17 protein-coding genes and 2 pseudogenes are annotated in these 24,352 nt (G+C 54.4%); all 19 read left to right on the plus strand.

What is annotated here, in order from left to right; genetic code table 11:
* The 19 genes and pseudogenes from tssF to BH712_RS00960 all read left to right on the plus strand — a co-directional run bounded on the left by tssF (window position 1) and on the right by BH712_RS00960 (window position 24,181).
* Window positions 1–1,872, plus strand: coding sequence for a type VI secretion system baseplate subunit TssF (gene tssF / locus BH712_RS00865; RefSeq protein ID WP_006810945.1), 1,872 nt, complete (start codon window positions 1–3; stop codon window positions 1,870–1,872).
* Entirely contained in the window at window positions 1,869–2,912 is a 1,044-nt protein-coding gene (gene tssG, locus BH712_RS00870; protein ID WP_006810944.1) for a type VI secretion system baseplate subunit TssG, read from the plus strand. Before tssF ends, tssG begins: the two co-directional genes overlap by 4 nt.
* 38 nt (window positions 2,913–2,950) lie before the next feature.
* On the plus strand, window positions 2,951–5,566 hold the full coding sequence (gene tssH, locus BH712_RS00875) for a type VI secretion system ATPase TssH (RefSeq protein ID WP_032673884.1): 2,616 nt from the start codon (window positions 2,951–2,953) through the stop codon (window positions 5,564–5,566).
* 24 nt (window positions 5,567–5,590) lie between these two features.
* Window positions 5,591–7,024: a serine/threonine protein kinase gene (locus BH712_RS00880; protein WP_006810942.1), complete on the plus strand. Its 1,434-nt coding sequence runs from the start codon at window positions 5,591–5,593 to the stop codon at window positions 7,022–7,024.
* Between the two features lie 25 nt (window positions 7,025–7,049).
* Window positions 7,050–8,516: a Tle-like phospholipase domain-containing protein gene (locus BH712_RS00885; RefSeq protein ID WP_006810941.1), complete on the plus strand. Its 1,467-nt coding sequence runs from the start codon at window positions 7,050–7,052 to the stop codon at window positions 8,514–8,516.
* Window positions 8,513–9,274: an ankyrin repeat domain-containing protein gene (locus BH712_RS00890; protein WP_006810940.1), complete on the plus strand. Its 762-nt coding sequence runs from the start codon at window positions 8,513–8,515 to the stop codon at window positions 9,272–9,274. Before BH712_RS00885 ends, BH712_RS00890 begins: the two co-directional genes overlap by 4 nt.
* A gap of 52 nt (window positions 9,275–9,326) precedes the next feature.
* Window positions 9,327–9,737, plus strand: coding sequence for a hypothetical protein (locus BH712_RS00895; RefSeq protein ID WP_226865023.1), 411 nt, complete (start codon window positions 9,327–9,329; stop codon window positions 9,735–9,737).
* 168 nt (window positions 9,738–9,905) lie between these two features.
* Window positions 9,906–10,325, plus strand: coding sequence for an immunity protein Tsi6 family protein (locus BH712_RS00900; protein WP_039273983.1), 420 nt, complete (start codon window positions 9,906–9,908; stop codon window positions 10,323–10,325).
* Window positions 10,326–10,749: 424 nt separating this feature from the next.
* Window positions 10,750–11,700: pseudogene (locus BH712_RS00910) on the plus strand (polymorphic toxin type 46 domain-containing protein); the annotation flags it as partial.
* Between the two features lie 102 nt (window positions 11,701–11,802).
* Window positions 11,803–12,183 (plus strand): immunity protein Tsi6 family protein, encoded by a 381-nt coding sequence (locus BH712_RS24445; protein WP_047355072.1) that lies wholly within the window; start codon window positions 11,803–11,805, stop codon window positions 12,181–12,183.
* A 163-nt stretch (window positions 12,184–12,346) separates the two neighbouring features.
* A complete protein-coding gene (locus BH712_RS00915) occupies window positions 12,347–12,781 on the plus strand; it encodes a hypothetical protein (RefSeq protein ID WP_032673883.1) in 435 nt (144 codons plus the stop codon).
* Between the two features lie 173 nt (window positions 12,782–12,954).
* Window positions 12,955–15,537, plus strand: coding sequence for a type VI secretion system Vgr family protein (locus tag BH712_RS00920; protein WP_006810934.1), 2,583 nt, complete (start codon window positions 12,955–12,957; stop codon window positions 15,535–15,537).
* A gap of 1 nt (window position 15,538) precedes the next feature.
* The gene (locus BH712_RS00925) at window positions 15,539–16,045 is read left to right on the plus strand and encodes a hypothetical protein (RefSeq protein ID WP_242431992.1); all 507 of its coding nucleotides are present in this window, start codon (window positions 15,539–15,541) and stop codon (window positions 16,043–16,045) included.
* Window positions 16,046–16,252: 207 nt separating this feature from the next.
* Window positions 16,253–16,693 carry a DcrB-related protein gene (locus BH712_RS00930; protein ID WP_006810932.1) on the plus strand — a complete coding sequence of 147 codons (441 nt, stop codon included), beginning with the start codon at window positions 16,253–16,255 and terminating at the stop codon, window positions 16,691–16,693.
* A 3-nt stretch (window positions 16,694–16,696) separates the two neighbouring features.
* Entirely contained in the window at window positions 16,697–21,082 is a 4,386-nt protein-coding gene (locus tag BH712_RS00935) for an HNH/ENDO VII family nuclease (protein WP_080320290.1), read from the plus strand.
* A gap of 12 nt (window positions 21,083–21,094) precedes the next feature.
* On the plus strand, window positions 21,095–21,544 hold the full coding sequence (locus BH712_RS00945; RefSeq protein WP_006810929.1) for an SMI1/KNR4 family protein: 450 nt from the start codon (window positions 21,095–21,097) through the stop codon (window positions 21,542–21,544).
* A gap of 144 nt (window positions 21,545–21,688) precedes the next feature.
* Entirely contained in the window at window positions 21,689–22,132 is a 444-nt protein-coding gene (locus BH712_RS00950) for a DUF6386 family protein (protein WP_006810928.1), read from the plus strand.
* A 208-nt stretch (window positions 22,133–22,340) separates the two neighbouring features.
* Window positions 22,341–23,813: pseudogene (locus BH712_RS00955) on the plus strand (glycohydrolase toxin TNT-related protein); the annotation flags it as partial.
* Entirely contained in the window at window positions 23,810–24,181 is a 372-nt protein-coding gene (locus BH712_RS00960) for a hypothetical protein (protein WP_006810924.1), read from the plus strand. The pseudogene BH712_RS00955 and the gene BH712_RS00960, both read left to right, overlap by 4 nt.
* The last annotated feature ends 171 nt before the right edge of the window (window positions 24,182–24,352 follow it).

The raw sequence follows: 24,352 nt of genomic DNA on the forward strand, positions 1-24,352 counted from the left end.
ATGGAAAGCAAACTGCTCGAATATTACAACCGTGAACTGGCCTATCTGCGCGAGATGGGCGCAGAGTTCGCCGAGCGCTACCCGAAAGTGGCGGGGCGGCTCGGCATGCGCGGCATCGAAGTGGCGGACCCGTACATTGAGCGCCTGATGGAAGGTTTCGCCTTCCTGACCTCCCGCGTGCAGATGAAAATGGACGCCGAATTTCCGCGCTTTTCACAGCGTATGCTGGAGATGATTGCGCCAAATTATCTGGCGCCTACGCCGTCGATGGCGATCGCTGAAATTCAGCCCGACAGCAGCCGCGGCGACCTGAGCAAAGGCTTTATTGTGCCGCGCGGCACCATGATGGACAGCCTGGCGCTGAAAAAGACCGGCGTTACGTGCAGCTATACCACGGCGCACGAGGTGAACCTGCTGCCGTTAAAAATTGAGCGGATCGAGCTGGGCGGCGTTCCCGCCGATCTGCCGCTGGCCCAGCTCGGCCTGAGCCAGCGGGGGATCAGCAGCGCCTTACGGATCCGCATTGCCTGCGATGGCCCGCAGCATCTCGGGCACCTGGACTTTGACCGCCTGGAGTTCTTCTTAAGCGGCCCGGACATCGAGGCGCTGAAGCTGCTGGAGCTGGTGATGGAGCACCACGCGGGTATTGTCTGCCAGACGGTCAGCAAGCAGCCCCAGCGCCAGCTGCTGTCGTCTGACGCCCTGCGTCAGGAAGGCTTTAATGCGGACCAGGCGCTGCTCCCGGACGATCTGCGCAACTTCGACGGCTATCGCCTGTTGCAGGAGTACTTTGCGTTCCCGGCGCGTTTTCGCTTCATCAGCCTGAGCGGGCTGGGCAAATTGATCCAGCGCTGCGAAGACGAAAAAGCGTTTGATATCTTCATTCTGCTCGACAAGAGCGACGATCAGCTGGAGCGCGTGGTGGATGCCAGCCATCTGGCGCTGCACTGCACGCCGGTGATCAACCTGTTCCCGAAGGTGGCGGCCCGGCAGAAGCTGAGCGAAAGCCAGCATGAATACCATCTGGTGGTGGATAACATCCGACCGCTGGATTATGAAATTTATGCCGTGAAAAAAATCTATGCCAGCGCGGATGGTCAGCGGGACGACCAGACGTTTCGTCCGTTCTGGAGTACCTGGAGCGGAGACGCGGGTAACTATGGCGCCTATTTTTCCCTGCGCCGTGAGCAGCGCGTCCTCTCGGAACACGCGCTGCGCTATGGCACCCGCACGGGCTATATCGGCTCGGAGGTCTTCGTCTCGCTGGTGGATGCGCAGCACGCGCCGTGGCAGGAGAATTTGCGCTACATTTCCGCCGAGGTGCTGTGCACCAGCCGCGACCTGCCGCTGATGCTTCAGCAGGAGCTTGGGCAATTTATTATGGCCGACTCCATGCCGGTTAAAGCGTTAACCCTGCGTAAAGGCCCGACGCCGCCGCGTCCGGCGCTGGCGGAAGGGTTCAGCACCTGGCGGCTTATCAGCCAGCTGCAAATGAACTACCTCAGTTTGATGGACAGCGAAAACGAAGAGGGCGCTGCCGCGCTGCGTCAGCTGTTAGGGCTGTACGCCAACCTGGCCGAGACGCCGGTTGCCCGTCAGGTGGAGGGCGTTCGCCACTGCGTGCTGGAGCCGGTGCACCGCCGCGTACCGGAACCCGGCCCGGTGGTGTTCGCCCGCGGGATCGGCATCACCCTGACGGTGGATGAACGCGCCTTTTCCGGCGCCAGCCCGTGGCTGTTTGGCAGCGTGCTGGAACGTCTTTTTGCCCGCCTGGTCTCCATCAACAGCTTTACGGAGTTCACGCTCAAGAGCCAGCAGCGCGGCGAGATCGGCTACTGGGCACCGCGCATGGGTAAAAGGGCGCTGGTATGAGTGAGGTTGCCCCTGCAACGCTGCGCGTGCATCGCCTGACGCCACTGCCCGATGCGTTCTGGCGCGGAGTGCGCGAGACGCCGTGGCGCTACGATCTCTTCCAGCTGTTAAGACGCATTGATGCCCAGGGCGGTGAACGTTATCCGCTGGGCCGCGCGCCGCTGCCGAAATTTGAGCCGCTGCGTATTGGTCAGCAGCCTTCAATGGGGTTTGCGCCGTCAACGGTTGCTGAGGTCCGGCAGCGGGAAGAGAACGGGCTGCATGACGTTTCCATTCTGAGCTTCGGCCTGTTTGGTCCTAACGGCCCGCTGCCGGTGCACATGACCGAGTATGCCCGCGAGCGTATTCATCATCATCAGGATCACAGCCTCAGCGCGTTTGCCGACCTCTTTCACCACCGCCTGACGCTGCTGTTCTACCGCGCCTGGGCGGACGCGCAGCCTGCCGTTTCACTGGATCGCGACGACAACCGGCGCTTCGAAGGGTATCTGGCGTCGCTGATTGGCATGGGCCAGCCGGGTCAGATGGCGAAAGGCAGCCTGAGCGCGCATGCCCGCTTTACCCACGCCGGGCACCTGACCCGCCACGGGCGGGACCCGGAAGGGCTGGAGAAGATCCTGCGCAACTATTTCAACGTGCCGGTCAGGCTGGTGGCCAACGTCCCGCAGTGGATGCCGCTCTCCACGCGGGAGCAGGCACAGCTGGGTGAGGGGCGGCGTCTGCCGCGCATGGGGGAGTCTGCCTTTCTCGGCATTGCGGTACGCGACGTGCAGCATAAATTCCGGCTTGAGATTGGCCCGTTGAGCGCAGACGACTACAACCGTTTTCTGCCGGGCGAAGGGTGGGTCACCGAACTGCGCGACTGGGTACGACAGTACGCCGGGGTGGAATTTGAATGGGAAACACGGGTGATCCTGCGCGCCGATGCGGTGCAGGGCGCCACGCTCGGCAGCGCCGGGCGATTAGGGTACAACACCTGGCTGGGCCTTCAGCCTCAGCCTGTTCCGCGTGGCGATCTGGTGTATCGCGCAGAGCGATAATCCTTCCGTATACCGAATCATTGTTAATGGAAACTAACATGTCAGAAATTAGCCGTGCCGTGCTTTTCGGCAAACTGGATACGCTGTTATTTACCTCTCTGGAAAGCGCGACTGCCTTCTGTAAGCTGCGCGGCAACCCGTACGTTGAACTGGTGCACTGGCTGCATCAGCTGATGCAACAGCAGGATGGCGATCTGCAACAGGTCATCCGTCACTTCGCCCTTGATGAACAGCAGCTGACGCGCGATATCGTGGCGGCACTGGATGCCCTGCCGCGTGGCGCAAGTTCCGTGTCTGATCTTTCCGAGCATATCGACAGCGCCGTCGAGCGCGCCTGGGTCTACGGCTCGCTGAAGTTTGGCGTCAGCCGCATCCGCGGCGGCCATTTGCTGATCGGCATACTGAAAACGTGGAATCTGGCTAACGTGCTGAAAAGCATTTCGGCGCAGTTCACCCGTCTGAACGTTGAGGTGCTGATCGAGCAGTTCGACGCCATTTGCGCCAGCAGCAAAGAGAGCCAGCAGGCCACCGCCGCAGCGGACGCGCCTGCCGGGGCAGTACCGGCTGCGCAGGGCACGCTGGCGCAGTATGGGCAGGATCTGACGTCGCGCGCCCGGGAAGGGAAAATTGACCCGGTGGTGGGACGCGATGAAGAGATCCGCCAGATGGTCGACATTCTGATGCGTCGTCGCCAGAACAACCCTTTATTGACCGGGGAAGCTGGCGTCGGGAAAACGGCGGTGGTGGAAGGGCTGGCGCTGCGAATCGCTGACGGCGACGTGCCGGAGCCGCTGCAAAACGTTCAGCTGTGGCTGCTGGATATCGGCATGCTTCAGGCCGGTGCGGGCATGAAAGGGGAATTTGAGGCGCGCCTCCAGGCGCTGATTAACGAGGTACAGTCCAGCGCCACGCCGATTATTCTCTTTATCGATGAGATCCACACCCTGATTGGCGCTGGCGGTCAGCAGGGCACCGGCGATGCCGCTAACCTGCTCAAGCCTGCCCTGGCGCGCGGACAACTGCGCACCATCGGCGCGACCACCTGGGCGGAATACAAGAAATATATCGAGAAAGATCCGGCGCTGACCCGCCGTTTCCAGACCGTGCAGGTTCACGAGCCGGACGAAGCCAAAGCCGTGCTGATGCTGCGCAGCACCGTGTCGCCGCTGGAAACCCATCATCAGGTTTTACTCCTCGACGAAGCGGTGAGCGCGGCAGTGAAACTGTCGCATCGCTATATTCCTGCGCGTCAGCTGCCGGATAAAGCGGTGGCGCTGCTCGACACCGCCTGTGCGCGCGTGGCCGTCAGCCAGAGCGCACCGCCTGCCCAGCTGGAAGACTGCCTGCGTCACCTGGCGGCTCTGGACGTGGAGCTGGAAATTGCCGAACGCGAAGCGCGCGTGGGCGCAGGCGATCCGGCGCGTGTGGCAACCTTAACCGACGAGCGAGACGCGTACGAAAGCAAACGCGAAGCCCTGGCCCGTCGCTGGGAAGAGGAGCGCACGCGGGTGCAGGAGATTATCCGTCTGCGTGCCGCGCTGTTTGCGGCGGGTGATGAGGATACGGCTGAACTGCGTAGCCAGCTGGCAGAGCAGCAGCAGGCGCTGCATACCTTACAGGGTGACGAACCGCTGCTGTTTGCCGCGGTGGATGAAAACGTGGTGGCTGCGGTGGTCTCGGACTGGACCGGGATCCCGCTGGGCCGGATGGTGAAAAATGAGATCGACGCGGTGCTGAACCTGGCCGACACGCTGAACCAGCGGGTTATTGGTCAGCGTCACGGTCTGGATCTGATTGCCCGGCGGGTAAAAACCTCGCGGGCGAAGCTTGACGATCCCAACAAACCGATCGGCGTATTTATGCTCTGCGGGCCGTCCGGCGTGGGTAAAACCGAAACCGCGCTGGCGCTGGCGGAGTCGCTTTACGGCGGCGAGCAGAACGTCATTACCATCAACATGAGTGAATTCCAGGAAGCGCACACCGTTTCGACGTTAAAAGGTGCGCCTCCGGGCTATGTGGGCTATGGTGAAGGCGGCGTCTTAACCGAGGCCGTGCGCCGCCGTCCCTACAGCGTGGTGCTGCTGGACGAAATTGAAAAAGCGCACCCGGACGTGCATGAGATCTTCTTCCAGGTCTTCGACAAGGGCTGGATGGAAGACGGCGAAGGGCGTCACATTGATTTCCGCAACACCATTATTATTCTGACCTCTAACGTCGGCACCGACCTGATCGCCGCCATGTGCGCCGACCCGGACCTGATGCCGGAGCCTGACGCGTTAAGCGGCGCCCTGCGCCAGCCGCTGCTGGAGGTGTTCCCGCCTGCGCTGCTGGGCCGCCTGCTGGTGGTGCCGTATTACCCACTGAGCGACGAGATGCTGGGGCAGATTGTGCGTCTCCAGCTCGGGCGTATTCAGCGTCGTCTGGAAGAGAATCACAACATTATTTCTGAATTTGACGACAGCGTGGTCGAACAGATTGTTCAGCGCTGTACCGAGGTTGAGTCAGGCGGGCGTATGGTGGATGCGATTCTGACCAATACGTTGCTGCCTCAGATGAGCCAGATTTTACTTACCGCCAGCCGCAGCGACGAGCAGTACCGACGTCTGCATGTCACCTGCGAGCAGGGCGAGTTCCACTGTCAGTTTGCCGCGTAATAATCATCAAGAGAACTGTAAAAGATGACGGATAATGATAACAATCGGACTGTCCCAAACGCGCTCCCGGTCGGGTACCGTTTCAATGAGTTTGAGATAAAAGAGGTGATTGGCGGCGGCGGATTCGGCATCGTCTATCGCGCCTGGGATCACCAGCTCGAACGCACTATCGCTATCAAAGAGTTTATGCCTTCCTCCCTCGCCGTGCGCGGCGAGGACATGACGCTGGTACTGCGCAGCGAGCGCTTTGGCAAAGCGTTTTCTGCTGGCCTGAACAGCTTCATCCAGGAAGCCCGCCTGCTGGCGCGCTTCAACCACCCGAACCTGCTGCACGTACTGCGTTTCTGGGTGCAAAACGACACGGCCTATATGGGAACGCTGTTTTACAGCGGCACCACGCTGTCGCGTCTGCGGGAAGAAAAACCGGAACTGATTAACGAGGCGTGGATCCGCCGCATGCTGCCCATGCTCTTCGGTGCCATCAAAACGATCCACGACGAAGGCTACCTGCACCGCGACATCTCGCTGGATAACATTCAGATTCAGGACAACGGCCTGCCGGTGCTGCTTGATTTCGGATCGGCGCGTCGCACCATCGGTAACCTCTCGGATGAGACGGAAACCATGCTGCGTCCGGGGTTTGCGCCTATCGAGCAGTATACCGACGACAATGAAAGCGAGCAGGGGCCGTGGACGGATATCTACGCGCTCGGCGCCGTATTGCGCACCCTTATCGTCGGCTCTCCGCCGCCGGTCAGCGTGGTGCGTTCGATTCAGGACACCTGCAAACCGCTGGTGGAGCTGATGCCGCAGGGCTATTCCATTCCGCTGCTTCAGGCCATCGACAAGGCGCTGGCGCTGCATATGGAAGACCGTCCGCAATCCATTGAGGAGTTTGCGGCATTGATTGAGATGCCTGTCGCCGGTATCGACGAGGTACTGACCGCGAAGAAGACCGGCACGATGCTGGTGCCGGTGGAAGAGGAGGCGTCTGCTTCCGCGCTCGACTGGCGTCGTTACAAGCTTCCGGGGCTGGTGGCCGCGGGCGTGCTGGTTGGGGTGGTTGCCGGTGCGATGCTGTTCGGCGGCGGCGGTCAGGAAACGCCAGAGCAGACGGCGCAAACCCCTGCCGTCAGCCCTCCGGCTGAGACCTCTGCCGCAGCGGAAACCAGACCGGCAACGGCAGAGGTGAGCGAGCCGGTCACGCCACCGGCTACGGCGCAGCAGAGTGCGCCGCCTGTCGATGCCAGCCCGGTCGCGCTGGTCTACATCCGCATGCTCGATGGCGAGACGCTGAAGGTGAACGGCGAGTCTAAAGCGCTGCGTCCGGGCAATAACGGCTACGCTTCGCTGAAATTGCCAGCGGGTGAAACCCGCATTGAACTGGAAGGCAATGGAAGAACGCGTACCCAGACGCTGGATATTGCGAAGCCAGGCACCTGGCTGGTGAATCCGTAGGCCTGCGGGTAACAGGACGGAGCGAATGTATAACATCAAGTTTGTCTATCTGTTCCACGAGAACGTCTCGCCAGCGCTGTTTGCAAAAATTATCCGCCCGTCCGTTGCCGGACAGTGGATTATGTCGGTTCCCGACCATTCGCTGCGCTCGCTCTTCACGCGCTACGATCTGCTGCGCACGATCACCGGCGCGAATCCTTATCAGTCCGGGCGCGATACCCGCACGCTGATTGCGCAGGATTTAGAGATGGGCAGGGTGGTTGCCATTGACGAAAGTTTTCGTGACTGGTCATCAGTAACGGAAATTTTTTACATCAATGCCAAAGGGCAACTCCAGGCTGCCTCACTGGTCGGCCTGGGCTGGTATCCGGTGAGTACGATTGTCGACCGCTATGAAACCATGGTGAGAACATACGGATCTCGCCCTGCGCCAACGGTACTGCCGAAACAGGTAGTGAAAGCTAAAACGGCGCAGGTGCCGGATGAGCCGACCCCGGGTAAAGACGGCAAAACCTATGCCTCGCAGCTTCAGAAGATGAGCAAAGCAGAACGCTGGCAGGCGCGTAAAGATCTGATCGCGAAGGGGAGCAATAGCCTTTATCCGGATGCGCAGATCGCCGCTAAGCGTCTGGCGGCGAATAATATCGCGGTGGAAAAAGCGAAGCTTGCGGAGAATATTTACAAGACCGTCAACCCGCTGGAAACCACACCGGACGTGCCGGAGGGGTGGACGGATATCAGTAATGACGATGCGCTGTTAGGAAAGTTCGGGCTGAACAAATCGATGCTCTTTGACGATGACACATCCCCCAATTTTCTGGCGCGCGTCTATCAACCGAAGCCGGAAGTGTTCGGCACTGACATGAACCCCACGCTGGTCTTCAGGGGATCGCGCGAGCCTGGTTTCGCCTCACTGTCTGAGAATGTCTCCTCTTTACTGACCAAAGGGGAGCTGGCGCCGGTGGTAAACGGGGCTGACTGGTCGAATAACTTCTCGCAGGGCATGGGTATGGCTTCAGATTATTATAAAAAGGCCGTGAGTATTGGTAAGGAGCTGGCAAGGTCAGGCCAGAATATTGATATTGCCGGACATTCCCTTGGCGGTGGCCTCGCCTCTGCAACCTCCATGGGCAGCGGGAAAGCGGGATGGACGTTCAATGCCGCAGGTCTGAATGCAGGAACCGTAGAAAAATATGGCGGTAAGGTATTAGGCAGTACGGATAATATCCAGGCGTATCGGGTTGAAGGGGAGTTGCTCACGAAGATTCAGGAAGTTAACGCCTGGGAAGATCTGAAAATGATGAAAGGGCATGTCCCGTCGTGGATCCTCAAGGAGGAGATCTCTGCGCTAAGCCCTAATGCTGCCGGAATACCTCACGATCTTCCCGGTGGCACCGGAAGCGCGCTGGATCGCCATGGGATTAATCAGGCGATTGATTGCATAGAGCAACAGAAGGATGAGGATATGTCGATTATCGGGAGTCGATTGTGAAAAAACGGTTGATGGCGTTTGTCGCGATATGTTTTTTATTCATGATTCAGGGGTGTAAGCAGGATATGGACCTTAATCCACAGGACTACTTCAGCGGTCAGCAGCTTGAACTGGCGAAAGCGATTGAAGAAGGCGACGTCGATGCGGTGAAGACGCTTGCGCCAGACAGCGACCTTGATCAACCTGGAAAGCAGGATATGACCCTGCTTTTCTGGGCCATTGGCAACGCGATTAATGATAAAAAAACATCGACCCATTTAAAGGTGATTACGGTGCTTGTTCAGGCTGGCGCAGATCCACTCCAGCCTCGACCACAGGGAAAAAGCAGTCCTGCTGAATTTGCCCTGAAGGGAGACAGCGCGGACTGGATCGACGCGATGCTGGACGGTGGCCTCTCACCCAACGTGAAAGATAAGGTTTTCCACGAACCGATCGTCTTCCAGTCGCTTAAAGCGAAAAATACAGAGACGCTGGAAGCCATGCTCGATCGCGGTGCTGACGTCAACTCAACCAACTCACTGGGTAAAACGCTGGTGTTTGATGCCCTGGATAACCAGGCTTACGATCATGTCTTGTTGCTGCTCGATCGTGGAGCGGACCCATCAATTAAGGCCAAAAATGGCTGGTCGATGAGCAATGCGCTCGCGGACGCGCTGAATGGACTTGACCGAGGCAGTGAGCAATACGAGAGATTAAACGAAATAAAAGAGAAAGTTATCCAAAAAGGGGGTGAGTGGCCACCTGCGCCGGTTAAGTGATTGCTTAACGGCCATGAAAGTCAGAGATAAGGTTTTCATTTTCTGGGGATGCATGGATGCCCTGGCCATTGTGCTCTATTGTGCCCAGTCCGTGCGTCATGACAGGATCCCTTTTATTTCCGATATACACGCCTTCAGTACGGTTGTAAACACGCTGTCTGCTGGCGGGTATAGCGCTCTGGTTATTCTGTTCTTTATTTTCGATTTCGTATTATTGGTATCGCTTTTTGCTTCAGCATGGCTCTTTTGCCTAAGCAAGCCCTTTGCGAGGAGATTGGCGCTCTGTCAGGAATTTTTGCGACTGGTCTCCTTTCGATGCTCTGTTTCGCTTTTTCCACTGGCGTTGGATCTGGTGGGTGAGTCGAACGTCTGGCTGAACGGCATTTTATTCATCTTTTCAGAGTTTTTAAAAATTTACACCTTGTGGATTTTTAATTATGAAAGGACTGTATCTCTCAAATAATTAATGATCTTTTGCCTGGAGGGTGAAACGCAGTGTTCCGAAGTGCTATGCCGTTGATATGTTACTGGCAAGAGAATGACTTAAGTAATTATGCGGAAAAAAATCCGAATGATTATTGACGTTTCATGTGCAAATTCATCGATTTTTATTTTCGCATAAGGATCCGTATTGCTCGATCTTCACAGCGAAGATGCTGTTATTAATCATTATGCCGATCGTTACCGTAACCTGATGCCGGTAAATAGCCGTAAGTCTATAAAGAGAATGGATACAGCAGAAGCGCATGCGTTTGAAGTATGGGATAAATCATTACCTCTCGTCATATCGGAAACGAACTCACTCTATAATGCAGTAGGCGCTTTAGTGGGGCTGGCTGCGGGAGATGCTGTCGGGGCGGCGCTGGAATGTAAACGACGTGATAGCGAACATTCATTAAATTTGGGAACACTAGCCTCAAAAGAATTCTCAACTACGGATGAAGAACTGGCGAAGCATTTATCGAATGCAAATTATATATTGAGAGTAAGGTACTTAGTGTTTTTGAAAATATTCAGGAACTTTATGGACATCTTTCGCTTCAGCGGGTGAAAGAGGGGCAGTATTTGCTTTTTGAAAAACAGGGTAAACCGCTCAGTATTGCACCCGTTCCGGGCAGCCATCCCCTTCGTTACGCGCTGTGGACGACTTTCGCAGACGAGTCACATCACTTGCTTTCACAGCTTTCCGTTTGCCGTCAGGTCGCTGGCTCTGACCAACTTAGTACACCCGATCGGATACGTGGATATCTGATGGCACAGCGAGCCGAATAATTATGTCCGAATGTCTGGCCGCTCGCGAAGATGATGAGATTGCTCATACAGCCTCAAAAGGCTGGATGATTGCAGGATTGGTTGGTGGGGCCATTCTGGGCGCTGCTGCCGTTGTCGTCACTGGAGGGACCGCGCTGGTTGCTGTTTCTGCCGTTGCGGCTGGGGCATGTGCTGCGGGTGGGTTAGGAGAACTCCTCGGCAGTATGTCATGGGCTCCACGCCACACGACAGGTACGTTGAAAGATGGTTCACCCAACGTTTTTATCAACAGCCGAAAGGCTATCCGCGCTCATCTATCAGCCGGAGAGTGTGACGAGCACAGCGGTAGCCTGCAACGGGTTGCGGAAGGGTTGATAAAGGTTTACATCAACAACTTTCCCGCCTCCCGCATTGGCGATAAATTGACGTGTAGCGCTGAGATTAGTCAGGGATCGCGTAACGTTATAATTGGTGGAAGCAAAGTTCAAACCGATGAAATAAGTCCTGAAATCCCTGAATGGGTAAACTGGACGATGCTCGCCGTTGGTGCCGGAGCGATGGCGGTGCTGGCCAGTCCGGCAATCGCACTTCTGAGTACCCTCGGTGCGATGGGCGGTGGCACTGTTGGTAGCTACGCGGGTGGAATGCTGTTTGGCGAAGGTAGCGACGGGCAGAAATGGGGGATGCTGATCGGCTCTGTTATCGGCGGCGGGGCTGGCATGAAGGGTGGTGCAAGGTTTGATGCGTGGCGGGCTGGTAAGCCTGTTCTCGAACCGGTTAAGCCAAATATCTCGGCCCGAAGAGCTGAACTGAATGAAAAATTTGGACGCACGGGTGATCTTAATAGAGATATTAATATCCGTGCAAATCAAAAAATTGTTGATGATTTTATGCGTTCTCAGGGTGTTGAAGAAAGTAAAATACCAGCTTATCGCACCGGTATAGATCTTGAGCAGAGAATGACAATTGAAACAATCAATAAAGGGAAAATAGCTTATCAGAATCAATCCCCAGGGAATTGGCAAGGAAACTGGTATTCTCTTGACGAATCGACCCCTGCCACAAAACTTGGCATTAACCCAGAAGGACAGGTCAGGGATACGGGGTTAATTGTTCCTAAAGAAGTAAAAGCTTATCAGGCGCAACAAGAAGGAGAAATGCATCGAAGTAGTGCCACACCAGCCTTGGACACCTGGTCTATACCAGACAAACCTTTCCAGACAGAAGGTGGGGGATACAATGGTTTACCACTAAGCGTGATATTTGGACTCCATATAATGAATGACAAGACAGCTCTAAATTATGTTGATAAAGCATTAATATTAGCAAAAAAGAGATATGCTGAGGTAAAAAATCTCAATCCCCATGCTCCTCTTTTACAAATGTACGGCTCTATTGTACAACAATTATTATTTCTACGGGATTTAATCGAAGGCAAGGAAAAGGACAAGGCGAGATTATGGAAAATGACTTTCGGTATGTATGCAGCGAAGGAATTTGATAATTCTGATGAGTTGTTTTTTGAAAGGTTGTCGGATGCCTGGTTTATTGTGGATCAAATCCGCCGAGGGTTAAAGGTTAGGCTGCCGCATGAGGTTGATGCCAATTACAGCATAAAGCAACAAAATCTCAAGATGAAATATCCTAATGAATTTTAGGGTTTAATGTTAAATATGTTTTTATCATGGGTGAATGATGATTGATTTACCTGCTAATTTGATTGTGTTGTTAAAATATGTAGATAGATATCGTAAATACTTACCCATTTGCAGTCCTACAGTCCTGATAGGAGATTAAAATGTGTAAATGGGGAATGTTGTGATGCATTGGTTTTTCTTTATTCTCTTTATGATTTGGACGCTAGCGCTAATCTGGAATGGAAAAGATTTATTTAACAAAAAACAATGGCTCCTGGCGGGGTTGATGTTCATTCTGGTGCTAGTGGCTACAGTCGTCATTGGCTTTACGTTGAAATGGCTTGCTCAGTCAATGTCATTATTTTCCGTCGCAACGGCCAAACATTATTCGATCATCTTATCCATGTCTTTTCTGTGCGTCTGGGGATTAAAGGTCACAGTAGTCCTGCTGTGCACGTTATTTTCCGGGATTATGGGGGGGCACAAAAGATACAACGCAGAAAATTATGAAAAAGTATCGTCTGTAACACGCGTCGCTGCACCTGGCTTACTTATTGTCGCTAAAAGTGCAGTTTCCCTGGGGAGCATACTTATGTTTTCAGGTTTATGGCTTAAATAAGCACGACATTAATGTTTCATTATATAAATGAAACCACAGGAAAATTGTTTTTATTTGTGGCAGCGAAGTCAATCTTACAGCTACTCATTATCACATCAACAGCGTTTCCGCTTTGCGCACTGACGCTGAGTTAACTTCTGGCACTGAGATTAGCCTACAGTGGAATAAAGATTATGCTCAACCGAATTACCGTTCAGCTCCCGGTTGAGGGGCTGCTCTTCTGGAAACTCTCCGGCCGCGAGGCGATGTCCGAGTCGTTCGCGCTGACGCTGACCCTGCTCGGCACAGATGCGCGCATTGATCGCAGCAAGCTGCTGGGCCAGCCGGTCACGGTGACGATTCCGACGCAGAACCTGCTTACCCCCCGCTACATCAACGGCAAAGTCACGCGCGTGGCGGTGAGCGCCGTGGAGCTGACGGGCACCCGCTATGCGGTGTACCAGCTGACGGTGGAGCCGGACCTGTGGCCAATGAAGCGTGACCGTAACCTGCGGATCTTCCAGGGGCAGACGGTACCGCAGATTGTCAAAACCCTGCTGGGGGAGCATCAGGTTAACGTTGAGGACAAACTCACCGGCAGCTACCGGGTATGGGACTACTGCGTGCAGTATCAGGAATCGAGCCTGGACTTCATCAGCCGCCTGATGGAGCTGGAAGGGATTGCGTACTACTTCAGCCACGAGGCGGACAAGCATACCCTGGTACTCACCGACGCCGCGACCCAGCATCAGCCGTTCAGCGGCTATGAGGTCATCCCGTACCATCAGACGCCGTCCGGCGGCAGTACGGATGAAGAGGGCATCAGCCAGTGGGCGCTGGAGGACAGCGTCACGCCGGGGATTTACAGCCTCGACGACTACGACTTCCGCAAGCCGAACGCGTGGCTTTTCCAGGCCCAGCAGAACCCGGCGTCCCCGAAACCGGGCAGCATCGACGTGTACGACTGGCCGGGGCGCTTTGTGGAGACAGGCCATGCGGAGTTCTACGCCCGTATCCGTCAGGAGCGCTGGCAGGTGGAGCATCAGCAGATTCAGGCGACGGCTACCGCAGCGGGCATTGCGCCGGGCCACACCTTCACGTTAACCAACGCGCCGTTCTTCAGCGACAACGGCGAGTATCTGGTGACGGCGGCCGGGTATCACTTCGAGGAGAACCGATACGCCAGCGGCGAAGGTGAAACCATTCACCGCACCGATTTCACCGTTATCCCGGCGTCGGTGTCGTACCGTCCGGCGCAGAGCACGGCGTGGCCGCGCACCTACGGCCCGCAGACGGCGAAAGTCGTGGGACCGCAGGGCGAGAGTATCTGGACGGACAAATATGGCCGCGTGAAGGTGAAATTCCACTGGGACCGTCTGGCGAAGGGCGATGACACCAGCTCCTGCTGGGTGCGTGTGTCGAGCGCCTGGGCGGGCCAGGGCTACGGCGGGGTGCAGATCCCGCGCGTCGGCGACGAGGTGGTGGTGGACTTTATCAACGGCGACCCGGACCGTCCGATTATCACCGGCCGTGTATATAACGAAGCCAGCATGCCGCCGTGGGCGCTGCCGGCTGCCGCGACGCAGATGGGCTTTATGAGCCGGACAAAAGACGGTTCCGTGGACAACGCCAACGCCCTGCGCTTTGAGGACAAGGCGGGCGCAGAGCAGGTGTGGATCCAGGCCGAGCGCAACATGGACACCAGCGTTAAAAATGATGAAACGCACAGCGTCGGCGGCGCACGCAGTCATTACGTGAAGAAAAATGAACTGCATCGCGTGGAGGCTAATCAGATCCAGGCCGTGAAAGGCGGAACCGAGATCCTGACGGGGAAAGGCAAGCTGGATGCGGCGGTGGAGCAGTACGTCATTGCTTCCGGGACGAAGCTGCGGCTGGTCTCGGGTGAGAGCGCGATTGAACTCAACGCTAACGGCAAGATTAACCTGATCGGCAAAGAGTTTAACTTCTTCGTTGAGGGCGATGGGTATATCACCACGGGCGGTAAGCTGCATCTGAATACGTCGGGCACCCAACCGGGCACAACAGCACCGGGATCGGGGCATAAAGGGGATATTGATGCGGCGGTGCAGGAGAAGTTTTCGCCGAATAAAAGTGCTAAGAATCCGGCTCCCGCAGCTTCAGCGCCAGCAGCAACCAGACCTAAACCAACAACAAAATTTGTATCAGCGCCACCATTAAAAGGGAGTTACGTTTATCAAAATAATTCCTACAACTCTGATGTGATGCCCTTCAGTGAAGATGTAGTTAAGGAAATCAATAAGTCACCAACGCTTCAGACACAATTAAAAGATCTAAAAGATAAAGGGTGGGCTATTCAGCCGGGAGCCGCAGGAGGGGGGAGTTACGCTGACACTAATAACAAATTGATTGTTATGGACCCTGAACACATGGAGGATACAGCCACAACGGTGCAAACTCTGGCACATGAGGCAGGGCATGCAACTTATCCTGTTGCGGTAGATTCTTCTAGTAAGGAAAACTTCATCAACAGCCAGCTTATGGATGAAGGTGGAGCAACACTGAATAATATTAAAATACAACGCGAGATCCTTTCAAACGGCGGTATTGATATTGATATAGCAGGAAGTGCCGAAAACCTAAAAGCATATAATTCAGCATATGATAAAATGGTGAACGGTGAGTTATCTCGAATTGATGCTGCTAAAGCAATAGGAAAAGTGTATGGTAAAGGCGAAATAGCCTCAGGGACTAATCTAAATTATAATGATTACTATGGAGGATTCTATGGAAAGTAGGATGATTAAAGCTACATTCTTCATTGTTCTTCCACTATTCTCAATATTTACCTATGCAGGGCAGGATAAAATGAATCAAGATTCGTTGTGGCAAATCATTAAAGAAATGAAATCAGTGTGGGGTAAACAATTTGAGGATGTCAGTAAACTGTTTAACCAACCGCTGATTAATAATACACAGGAGAAAGAAGACCGTTATACTTCAGCTCCCTTTACGTTAACTGATGGAACACGGATCAGCAATGTGGATGTTCGGTTATGGGGAAATGGCGATAACAGCGTATCTTTGGTTTCTTTCGTAATTAATCAACCATGTATTACTCTTGATCAAGTCAAATCTCATTTTCCGGATCTGAAGTTGTCTAATATCCCCCGTGGAAACACGCCGGGACAATCCGTTGGATATCGCACCCCTACTGATGAACGCGGGCTAGCATGGGCATTTAGCTTTCCAGTTCTGAATCAGGAATGCCTGGGCAGGGTAGTTATGTCACGCTACGAACATTAAGTTGCGAGGCAACTTTACGGGCTGTGAAAAAATAATTATCAAAGGTCAAATAATATCGCTGCCCCTAAAGTTTTTGCGGAAAAAAAGAAAGTGCTAACGTTCGAATGATCCTGTTCCTCTGAATGGCTAAGCAATAATTAATATTGGTTGTATAAATTTTAGCGCTCTTAATTTTATTTTTTCTAATAAATCATCCCGAGTTCACTTATGAAATACACCCTCCAGGAAGGTTCCTTTACCCTTTTTCCTGCCGCCTGGCAGGACAACAGCATGAACATCATTCGTGATGACGAGAGCGGGCTGTCCGTGGTGGTCAGCCGCGGCGTTATCCCGGACGGCAGCGACTACGAACAAGAGTTTCACCGCCAGTGGGATGTGCTGCGTCCTCAGATGGGTGAGATCGCCCAGAGCGAATTCCAGCACGTAAAAGCCGGGCCAGACGGAAACATTAACGGGCTGGAAGTTGAAACCACCTTTGACCGTAACGGCCAGCGCCTGTGGCAAAAACAGCTTGCCGTACAGACGCCAGGCAAGTCGGTACTGATGATTTTTACCCTCTCAGCCTTAAAAGCCTTTACCGAAGAGGACGAGGCGCGCTGGAGCACACTGAAGCAGAGTCTGACGCTAAACGACGACCGGAATGTGTAAGGCATGAGCGATAACAACGCGGCCCGTAAGGGCGACGAGATTATTCACTCCAGCATTTTTGCTGACATCACCAGCATTGTGGCGGAAGGTGCTGCCTATGCGGTGATTGGCGCGGCGGTGGGCGCAGCAGCGACCGTCGCGGCCCCACTGCTGGGAGCCGGGGCCGCCGCAGCAGGCGTGGCGGCGATTGGATCCAGCTGTCTGTTGAGCGGCATTATCGGCGGGGTTCTGGCGAACGTCGCCGGGATCACCGACGATATCAGCAATGCCGCTGAAGGGCTGGGTAACGCGCTTTTCCCGCCGTCGCCTGCGGGCAAAATCACCACCGGTTCGAGTAATGTTCTGACAAATAAACTCCCCGCTGCGCGCGCAGCCGGGACGTTAACGCCTGCCGATACCCCTTCGCCTGAGCCGCAGTCTCCGGGCAGCTTTGCCGACTACGCGGGCATGCTGCTCTCCGCTGCCGGACAGTTCGGCAGCGAGATGTGGCAGCCGAGCGTCGCCTCTGCCGCCGCAGGGACCTCGCCGCTGGAAGAAGACAAGGTGGCGTGTGATAAACACTCCGGGCCACAGTATCTGGCGGAAGGATCTAAAAGCGTCTTTATCAACGGACAGCCTGCGGTACGCGCGAAAGATCGCTCCACCTGCGAAGGCACCGTTTCCGACGATGTCTCCCCGAACGTGATCATTGGCGGGGACACGCTCACGGTCCGCGACATCAAAAGCGGCAAAACGCCGGGTCTGGCGCTGGGGATGATTGCTCTCTCTCTGCTTCGCGGGCGTCCGGGCAAAATTTTGAAAAATATGCCCTGCGCGCTGGCGTCGGCTGGCGGCGGGATGCTGGCTGATATGGCCGTCAACGCCGTGTTCGGCTCCTCGCACCCGGTTCATGCCGCCACCGGCGTAAAGGTGCTGAACGACGACGATGAACTCGATTTCTCGCTGCCGGGGCGCTTCCCGCTGCGCTGGCAGCGCAGCTACAACAGCCTCACCACCCGTGAAGGGCTGTTCGGACTGGGCTGGGCAACCACCTTTGACAGCTATCTGACGCTGGAAAAAAACAACGCCACCTGGTTCGATGAAACCGGGCGCGAGCTGAGCTTTGAACTGCCGCCGGTCGACCGCGCGTTTTACAGCATCAGCGAAGGCATTATCATCCGCCGCAATGAGAGCGGCGACGTGGCGATTGCCGACGATGACGGCGCGGTGTGGCGTTTGTATAAGCCGACTCGCGCTAACCCCTCCATCCTGCGTCTGGCCTCCCTCAGTGATGAATACGGCAACGCGCTGCTGACGGAATGGGACGAGCACGGGCGGCTGATCGGTCTGCACGATGAGCCGCGGGCGATTGATGTCACCCTGCGCTACGAAGATGAACGTTTCCCGCAGCGCGTTACCTCCGCGAGCCATTTTGACGGCAACCAGACATGGCCACTGATGAAGTGGGGTTACGACGCGCGCGGCCAGCTGGCGAGCGCGACGGATGCCTCCGGCGTGGTGACGCGTGAATACCGTTATAACGATGACGACCTGATGGTCTGGCACCGTCTGCCGGGCGGGCTGGAGAGTGAATACCGCTGGCAAAAATTCGACCACTGGCGCGTGGTGGAAAACCGCACCAGCACCGGCGACGGCTGTCGCTTTAGCTACGATTTAGCCGCCGGGCTGACGACCGTCGATCACTACGACGGTCAGACGCGAAAGCATTACTGGAACGCGCAAAACCTGATTGTTCGCTATGTTGACGAGCGCGGTGAGAACTGGCGCTACGAGTGGGATGACAACGAACTCCTCACGCGTCGCATCGATCCGCTGGGTAATGCCGTTACCTTCGTCTATGACGAGATGGGCAACCGGGTGCAGGAGATCGACGCCGATGGCAATACCCGCACCACCACCTGGCTGGAGCACCGTGCGCTTCCGGCGTCCATCATCGAAGCCGACGGTAGCGCCACCCGGTTCCTGTATGACGAACATCACGGGCTGAAACGCGTGGTGGATCCGATGGGGCAGACCTCGCTGCTGCGTCGGGACGAGTTTGGTCAGGTTGTGGAAGAAGTCGATGCCGCCGGGAACAGCCGTTACCAGGAGTACAACGAGGCCGGGCAGATGGTGCGTGCGACGGACTGTTCGGGCCGTGTGACACAATACCGTTATCATCCGCTGGGCTGGCTGGTGGCTGAGATAAGCGCCGACGGCGAAGAGACGCGTTACCGCTACGACGCCGCGGGGCGTCCGGTGCAGCTCGACCGACCAGAAGGCTGGACTGAGTCGCTCAAATGGAACGAACGTGGCCTGCCGGTGAAGCATGCGGGCGCCGACGGGAAAGAGAGCGAGTTCAGATACGACGAGGCAGGGCGCTTAACCGCCACCCGTAATACGCAGGGTGAAGAGGTGCGCCGCCGCTGGGACAGCCGCGGGCGTCTGATTGCCCTGGAAAACGAAAACGGCGAAGCGTATCAGTTCCGCTGGGGCGCAGACTCGCTGCTGCTGGAAGAGGTGGGGCTGGATGGCGTGGCCTCGCAGTATCGCTACGATGCCTGCGGGCGTACGATAGCGCGTACCTTTGCTGCCGGACATCCGGAGGCCATTACCCATGCCTTCGCCTGGAGCGCGAGCGGCCAGCTGGTCGCCCGCACCACGCCGGAGGGGCAGACCCGCTACCACTACACCCCGTCCGGCCTTCTGAGCCGGATTGGGCTGCATCCCGCGCTTTCAGCCGATGCCTGGAGCGCCGAGGCCGAGCAGGAGCTTGTGTTTGATTATGACGCGCTCGGGCGCGTCACGCGCGAAACGGGCGAACACGGGGAGCTGGCGTGGGAGTATGACGCGCTGGGTAACCGCACCTCCGTCACGCTGCCCGATGGCCGGGAGCTGAAACAGTTCTACTACGGCAGCGGGCATCTGCTCAGCATTGCCCTTGATAAGCTCTCGGTCTCCGACTTTACCCGCGACGAACTTCACCGTGAAACCAGCCGTACGCAGGGGCTGCTAACCACACGCAGCGAATATGACCGTCTCGGTCGACTGCATCGCCGGGACGTTTTTACCGGCAATGCCCAGCGCCCGTCGCCGCGCCGCTGGTCCCGCCGCTGGGATTACGACTATCGCAATAACCTGGTGCGGGAAGAACGGGACGATAACCCGTTCAGCTGGTACCGCTGGCAGTATGACAGCGCCGGACGTCTGCTGGTTCAGGACGGCACGCTGCCCGGCCAGGAGCAGTGGCGCTGGGATGCAGCCGGTAACCCGCTCGAAGGCTCGGCTGAGAAGGTCACGCACAACCGCCTGACGCAGCTGAATGGCATTCGCTGGCGCTATGACATCCATGGTCGCACCGTGGAGAAGGATAACGGCCAGACCCGCTGGCACTACCGCTACGACAACGAGCACCGCCTGACGGAGGTCATCAGCCAGCCGCGGGACCGCAACAGGCCGCAGACGCAGGTCAGCTTCCGCTATGACCCACTCGGACGACGCATCAGCAAAACGCGTCGCCAGATGGTGGGCGGACAGCCAACCGGTAACCCAGTCACCACCCGGTTTGTCTGGGAAGGGTTCCGGCTGTTGCAGGAGGTGCACGGGGATGTGCCGCTGACCTACGTCTACAGCGATCAGGACAGCTACGATCCGCTGGCACGTATTGACGGCGTTGATGCCCCGGAAATCTTCTGGTTCCACTGCCAGCCCAACGGCACGCCGGAGCGGATGACGGATATCGAAGGGCAGGTGCGCTGGGAAGGCGTGAACAGCGCCTGGGGCAAACTGCTGCGGGAAAGCGAGACGCAGGTATCAGGATATTCCCAGAACCTGCGTATGCAGGGGCAATACCTGGACCGTGAGACAGGGCTGCACTACAATCTGTTCCGGTATTATGACCCGGACTGCGGAAGGTTTACGCAGCAGGACCCGATAGGGCTGGCGGGGGGGATAAACCTTTACCAGTATGCGCCGAATGCGCTGGGGTGGGTGGATCCGTGGGGGTTGAGTAGGTGTTCATCCTCAGGTAAATATAAGCCTGGAACTATTCTGGGACGTACAGTTTATAAAAATACTGTTGATATACATCCTGGAGTTCCTAAGTCAGTTCATCCGTCAGTTCATCCTTCAATCAAAGCGAAAGTTAAGGATGGTTGGACAAATGTTGATTTGATGAAAAATGGCTATGCTCCGATTGGCACGGATGGGAAACAAGTCAATCTTCATCACGTTCTTGGACAAGAACCTGGACCAATGGTGGAAATTCTTTCATCTACGCATAAGCTGTATCATAAGCAATTGCATGGATTAATCGAGAACGGTGGTAGTTTTAGAAATACTCCTGAACTTGATAGACAGTACAACAGATTCAGAAGTGCGTATTGGAAGTTGAGAGCATTAGATTTTTAATAGGGTGTAAAAATGATGACTATCAAAACTGCAATTGAATATTTGAACAATAATGCGACAGACGAAGTTTTTTGGTTAGGTCAAGTTGATATAGAACAGATTGACTTACTTGAAAATAACCTTGGCATTAAACTCCCTCATGATTTTCGAGAGTTCTTACTTTTGGTTGGGGGCGGAGGGGTGATTGGAGAGGAGATTTCAGGAATAGTGGATAATAATGCTCTTGAAGAGTCAGGAGGTGCTGTTTTTTACGATACAATATATTGCCGCAATGAATTTTCACTCCCTGAAAATTATGCTGTTATATATCTAAAAGATGATGAGGTTTGCTGGTGTATAGATTCTGGTGGTGAGAATTTTGGAAGGGTTGTTAATTATGATCTGTTTTCCAAGAATACGACGAACATTATAAGCCCTTCGTTTTCTGAATTTTTTGATAATTATGTTAAGTTGCGGACGTGATTAGTGGTATGAATGCCAATTGAATTCATAAGCATTTCCCAAGCGGATAAGGTCCAGGAGATAATTTGGACCTTATGGTACGTATTCTATTGTTTCTAAATAGTGGTTGTTAATTATAAGATAAGTAATTAAATATTGAAAATTATGCATGAAATAATACATTTCCAAACAAATACAGCAACAGTAGTCATTTATGATTTAGTTTCACTAAAACATAGAGTTAACGATGATGCAGATTGGTGGAGTCTTCCTGAAGATGAAGTGGTAGAAATAAACAAAGGAAATGTATTATTTCTCAATGTTGGGGATGATGGCACCTACAAAGTTTATATTAAAAATGATGTTGAAGAATATATCGGCGCGCTGTTTTTAAACGTACCTAGTGGAAAGGTTTTCATTGGGGCGGGAGAAGATGTCACGGGCGGGGATCTTGAGTCTGATGACTCAGATGCTATTTCAGGTGAGTTTATTACTTTGGAACCTGGTAGTTACGAAGTTAAATATAAAAAGCAAGGCTCAGATGTTCTAATTTCCTTTACAAAAACAACGATTACAGAAAACTCGTTAGAAGAGGGAGTTTATCTCTGAATGAAATGAAACTCACTGCATGGCGTGGATTTTTTCATCCCAAAAAATGTTAATCAATTTGTTCACTACGTAGCCATTTTTAACAATATTCTTTCTTCCTTCTGCGCGTCTCTTGCTTATTTTATTTTTCACGCCTTATTTACCCTTGCCCTTAATAAACTGTCAATATACACGCAACGAACAACACCACCCTGAGAATAGCTCCCCGTGGCTGCTGACCACCCGCAGCGAATACGACCGCCTTGGCCGACTGCATCGCCGGGACTTCTTTACCGGCAATGCCCAGCGCCCGTCGCCGCGCCGCTGGTCCCGCCGCTGGGATTACGACTATCGCAATAACCTGGTCCGCGAAGAGCGGGACGATAACCCTTTCAGCTGGTACCGCTGGCAGTACGACAGCGCCTGACGTCTGCTGGTTCAGGACGGCACGCTGCCCGGCCAGGAGCAGTGGCGCTGGGATGCAGCCGGTAACCCGCTCGAAGGATCAGCTGAGAAGGTCACGCACAACCGCCTGACGCAGCTGAACGGCATTCGCTGGCGCTATGACATCCACGGCCGCACCGTGGAGAAGGATAACGGCCAGACCCGCTGGCACTACCGCTACGACGGCGAGCACCGCCTGACGGAGGTGAGCAGCCAGCCGCGGGACCGCAACAGGCCGCAGACGCAGGTCAGCTTCCGCTATGACCCGCTCGGGCGACGCATCAGCAAAACGCGACGCCAGATGCTGTTTGGGCAGCCAACCGGTAAGCCAGTCACCACCCGGTTTGTCTGGGAAGGGTTCCGGCTGTTGCAGGAGGTGCACGGGGATGTGCCGCTGACCTACGTCTACAGCGATCAGGACAGCTACGATCCGCTGGCGCGTATTGACGGCGTTGATGCCCCGGAAATCTTCTGGTTCCACTGCCAGCCCAACGGCACGCCGGAGCGGATGACGGATAGCGAAGGGCAGGTGCGCTGGGAAGGGGTGAACAGCGCCTGGGGCAAACTGCTGCGGGAAAGCGAGACGCAGGTATCAGGATATTCCCAGAACCTGCGCATGCAGGGGCAATACCTGGACCGTGAGACAGGGCTGCACTACAATCTGTTCCGGTATTATGACCCGGACTGCGGACGATTTACGCAGCAGGACCCGATAGGGCTGGCGGGAGGGATAAACCTTTACCAGTATGCGCCGAATGCGCTGGGGTGGGTGGATCCGTGGGGGTTGAGTCGTTGTAAAAATGACTGGAATGAGTTTCAGAAAAAATCTAATAAGCGTCAGTTCTCTTCGAGAACACAAGCATCTAAGGCCTACGCGTTATGGAAGAAACAAGACTGGGCGGCATTAGAGAAATTTATGGGCGATGGTGCCTGGCCTCCTAATCGTGGATTTATTACTGCAACGAAAACGACTCTAAAACCTGGTACAAAAGTTGACCGCTACGGTGGTTGGACCGATGCAGATGGTTTCCACGATAGTGGTACGTTTATATCCCCTGCGGGATCATCTTTCGAGGGGAGAGCCCTCCAACAAAATACTTTAAACAAACCATATTCGGTTTATGAAGTTCTAAAGCCGTTGCCGGTAGATAGTGGTCCTGCTATACCATGGTTTGGGCAACCGGGCAGAGGAACCCAATACGAAACATCCGAAGCGATCGAAGCACTAATTGAAAATGGTTTTTTGAGGAAAATATGACTTTAATTAATTTTCAGAAAAGAAAAGAACTTATCCATGATGGGCTTGAAGATGACTTCTTAAGGAACGAAAAAGAAATATCCTGTCCATGTTGTGATGCTGTCGTTCGTTTCGGTTTATATAACTCTAAAAGTTTTGATAAGCTTGAGGACTGCAAAAAAACAAAAATGGTAAGTAAGATGCGAGGCGTAAAGTTATCAGATGGTTTAATCCCGGGCTATAGATACAAAGAAAGCCCACTAAGGATATCAGAAAAAAAATGTTCAAAAGGAATTCATGATATTTTTGTCATCTTTACTTATAAAGAGATACAACCCGCTCGTTATGAATCTTATTTAATAGGTGTTTTTAATAGTAATGATGTTTAGCATTCTGCTATATTAAATGTGATTTAAAATGCCTTTGGGATGAGGCTCCAGATTTTAGGGTTTTCAGTAACAACCTGAGAGTAATCTTTGGACGGGATAAAAATACTCTCACTCCCGTAATGAATTGTTCGATTATATCAAGCATCATTCAACATGGGTCTTATATAATTT

The sequence above is a fragment of the Enterobacter hormaechei ATCC 49162 genome, from assembly GCF_001875655.1.
GTDB classification, from domain to species: Bacteria; Pseudomonadota; Gammaproteobacteria; order Enterobacterales; family Enterobacteriaceae; genus Enterobacter; species Enterobacter hormaechei.

Coding starts and splice junctions, on each gene's coding strand:
- tssG (WP_006810944.1), top strand. CDS start 1,869: ATGAGTGAGGTTGCCCCTGCAACGCTGCGCGTGCATCGCCTGACGCCA.
- BH712_RS00950 (WP_006810928.1), top strand. CDS start 21,689: ATGCATGAAATAATACATTTCCAAACAAATACAGCAACAGTAGTCATT.
- tssF (WP_006810945.1), top strand. CDS start 1: ATGGAAAGCAAACTGCTCGAATATTACAACCGTGAACTGGCCTATCTG.
- BH712_RS00945 (WP_006810929.1), top strand. CDS start 21,095: ATGATGACTATCAAAACTGCAATTGAATATTTGAACAATAATGCGACA.
- BH712_RS00895 (WP_226865023.1), top strand. CDS start 9,327: ATGGATGCCCTGGCCATTGTGCTCTATTGTGCCCAGTCCGTGCGTCAT.
- BH712_RS00880 (WP_006810942.1), top strand. CDS start 5,591: ATGACGGATAATGATAACAATCGGACTGTCCCAAACGCGCTCCCGGTC.
- BH712_RS00920 (WP_006810934.1), top strand. CDS start 12,955: ATGCTCAACCGAATTACCGTTCAGCTCCCGGTTGAGGGGCTGCTCTTC.
- BH712_RS00930 (WP_006810932.1), top strand. CDS start 16,253: ATGAAATACACCCTCCAGGAAGGTTCCTTTACCCTTTTTCCTGCCGCC.
- tssH (WP_032673884.1), top strand. CDS start 2,951: ATGTCAGAAATTAGCCGTGCCGTGCTTTTCGGCAAACTGGATACGCTG.
- BH712_RS00925 (WP_242431992.1), top strand. CDS start 15,539: ATGATTAAAGCTACATTCTTCATTGTTCTTCCACTATTCTCAATATTT.
- BH712_RS24445 (WP_047355072.1), top strand. CDS start 11,803: ATGAATGACAAGACAGCTCTAAATTATGTTGATAAAGCATTAATATTA.
- BH712_RS00935 (WP_080320290.1), top strand. CDS start 16,697: ATGAGCGATAACAACGCGGCCCGTAAGGGCGACGAGATTATTCACTCC.
- BH712_RS00960 (WP_006810924.1), top strand. CDS start 23,810: ATGACTTTAATTAATTTTCAGAAAAGAAAAGAACTTATCCATGATGGG.
- BH712_RS00915 (WP_032673883.1), top strand. CDS start 12,347: ATGCATTGGTTTTTCTTTATTCTCTTTATGATTTGGACGCTAGCGCTA.
- BH712_RS00885 (WP_006810941.1), top strand. CDS start 7,050: ATGTATAACATCAAGTTTGTCTATCTGTTCCACGAGAACGTCTCGCCA.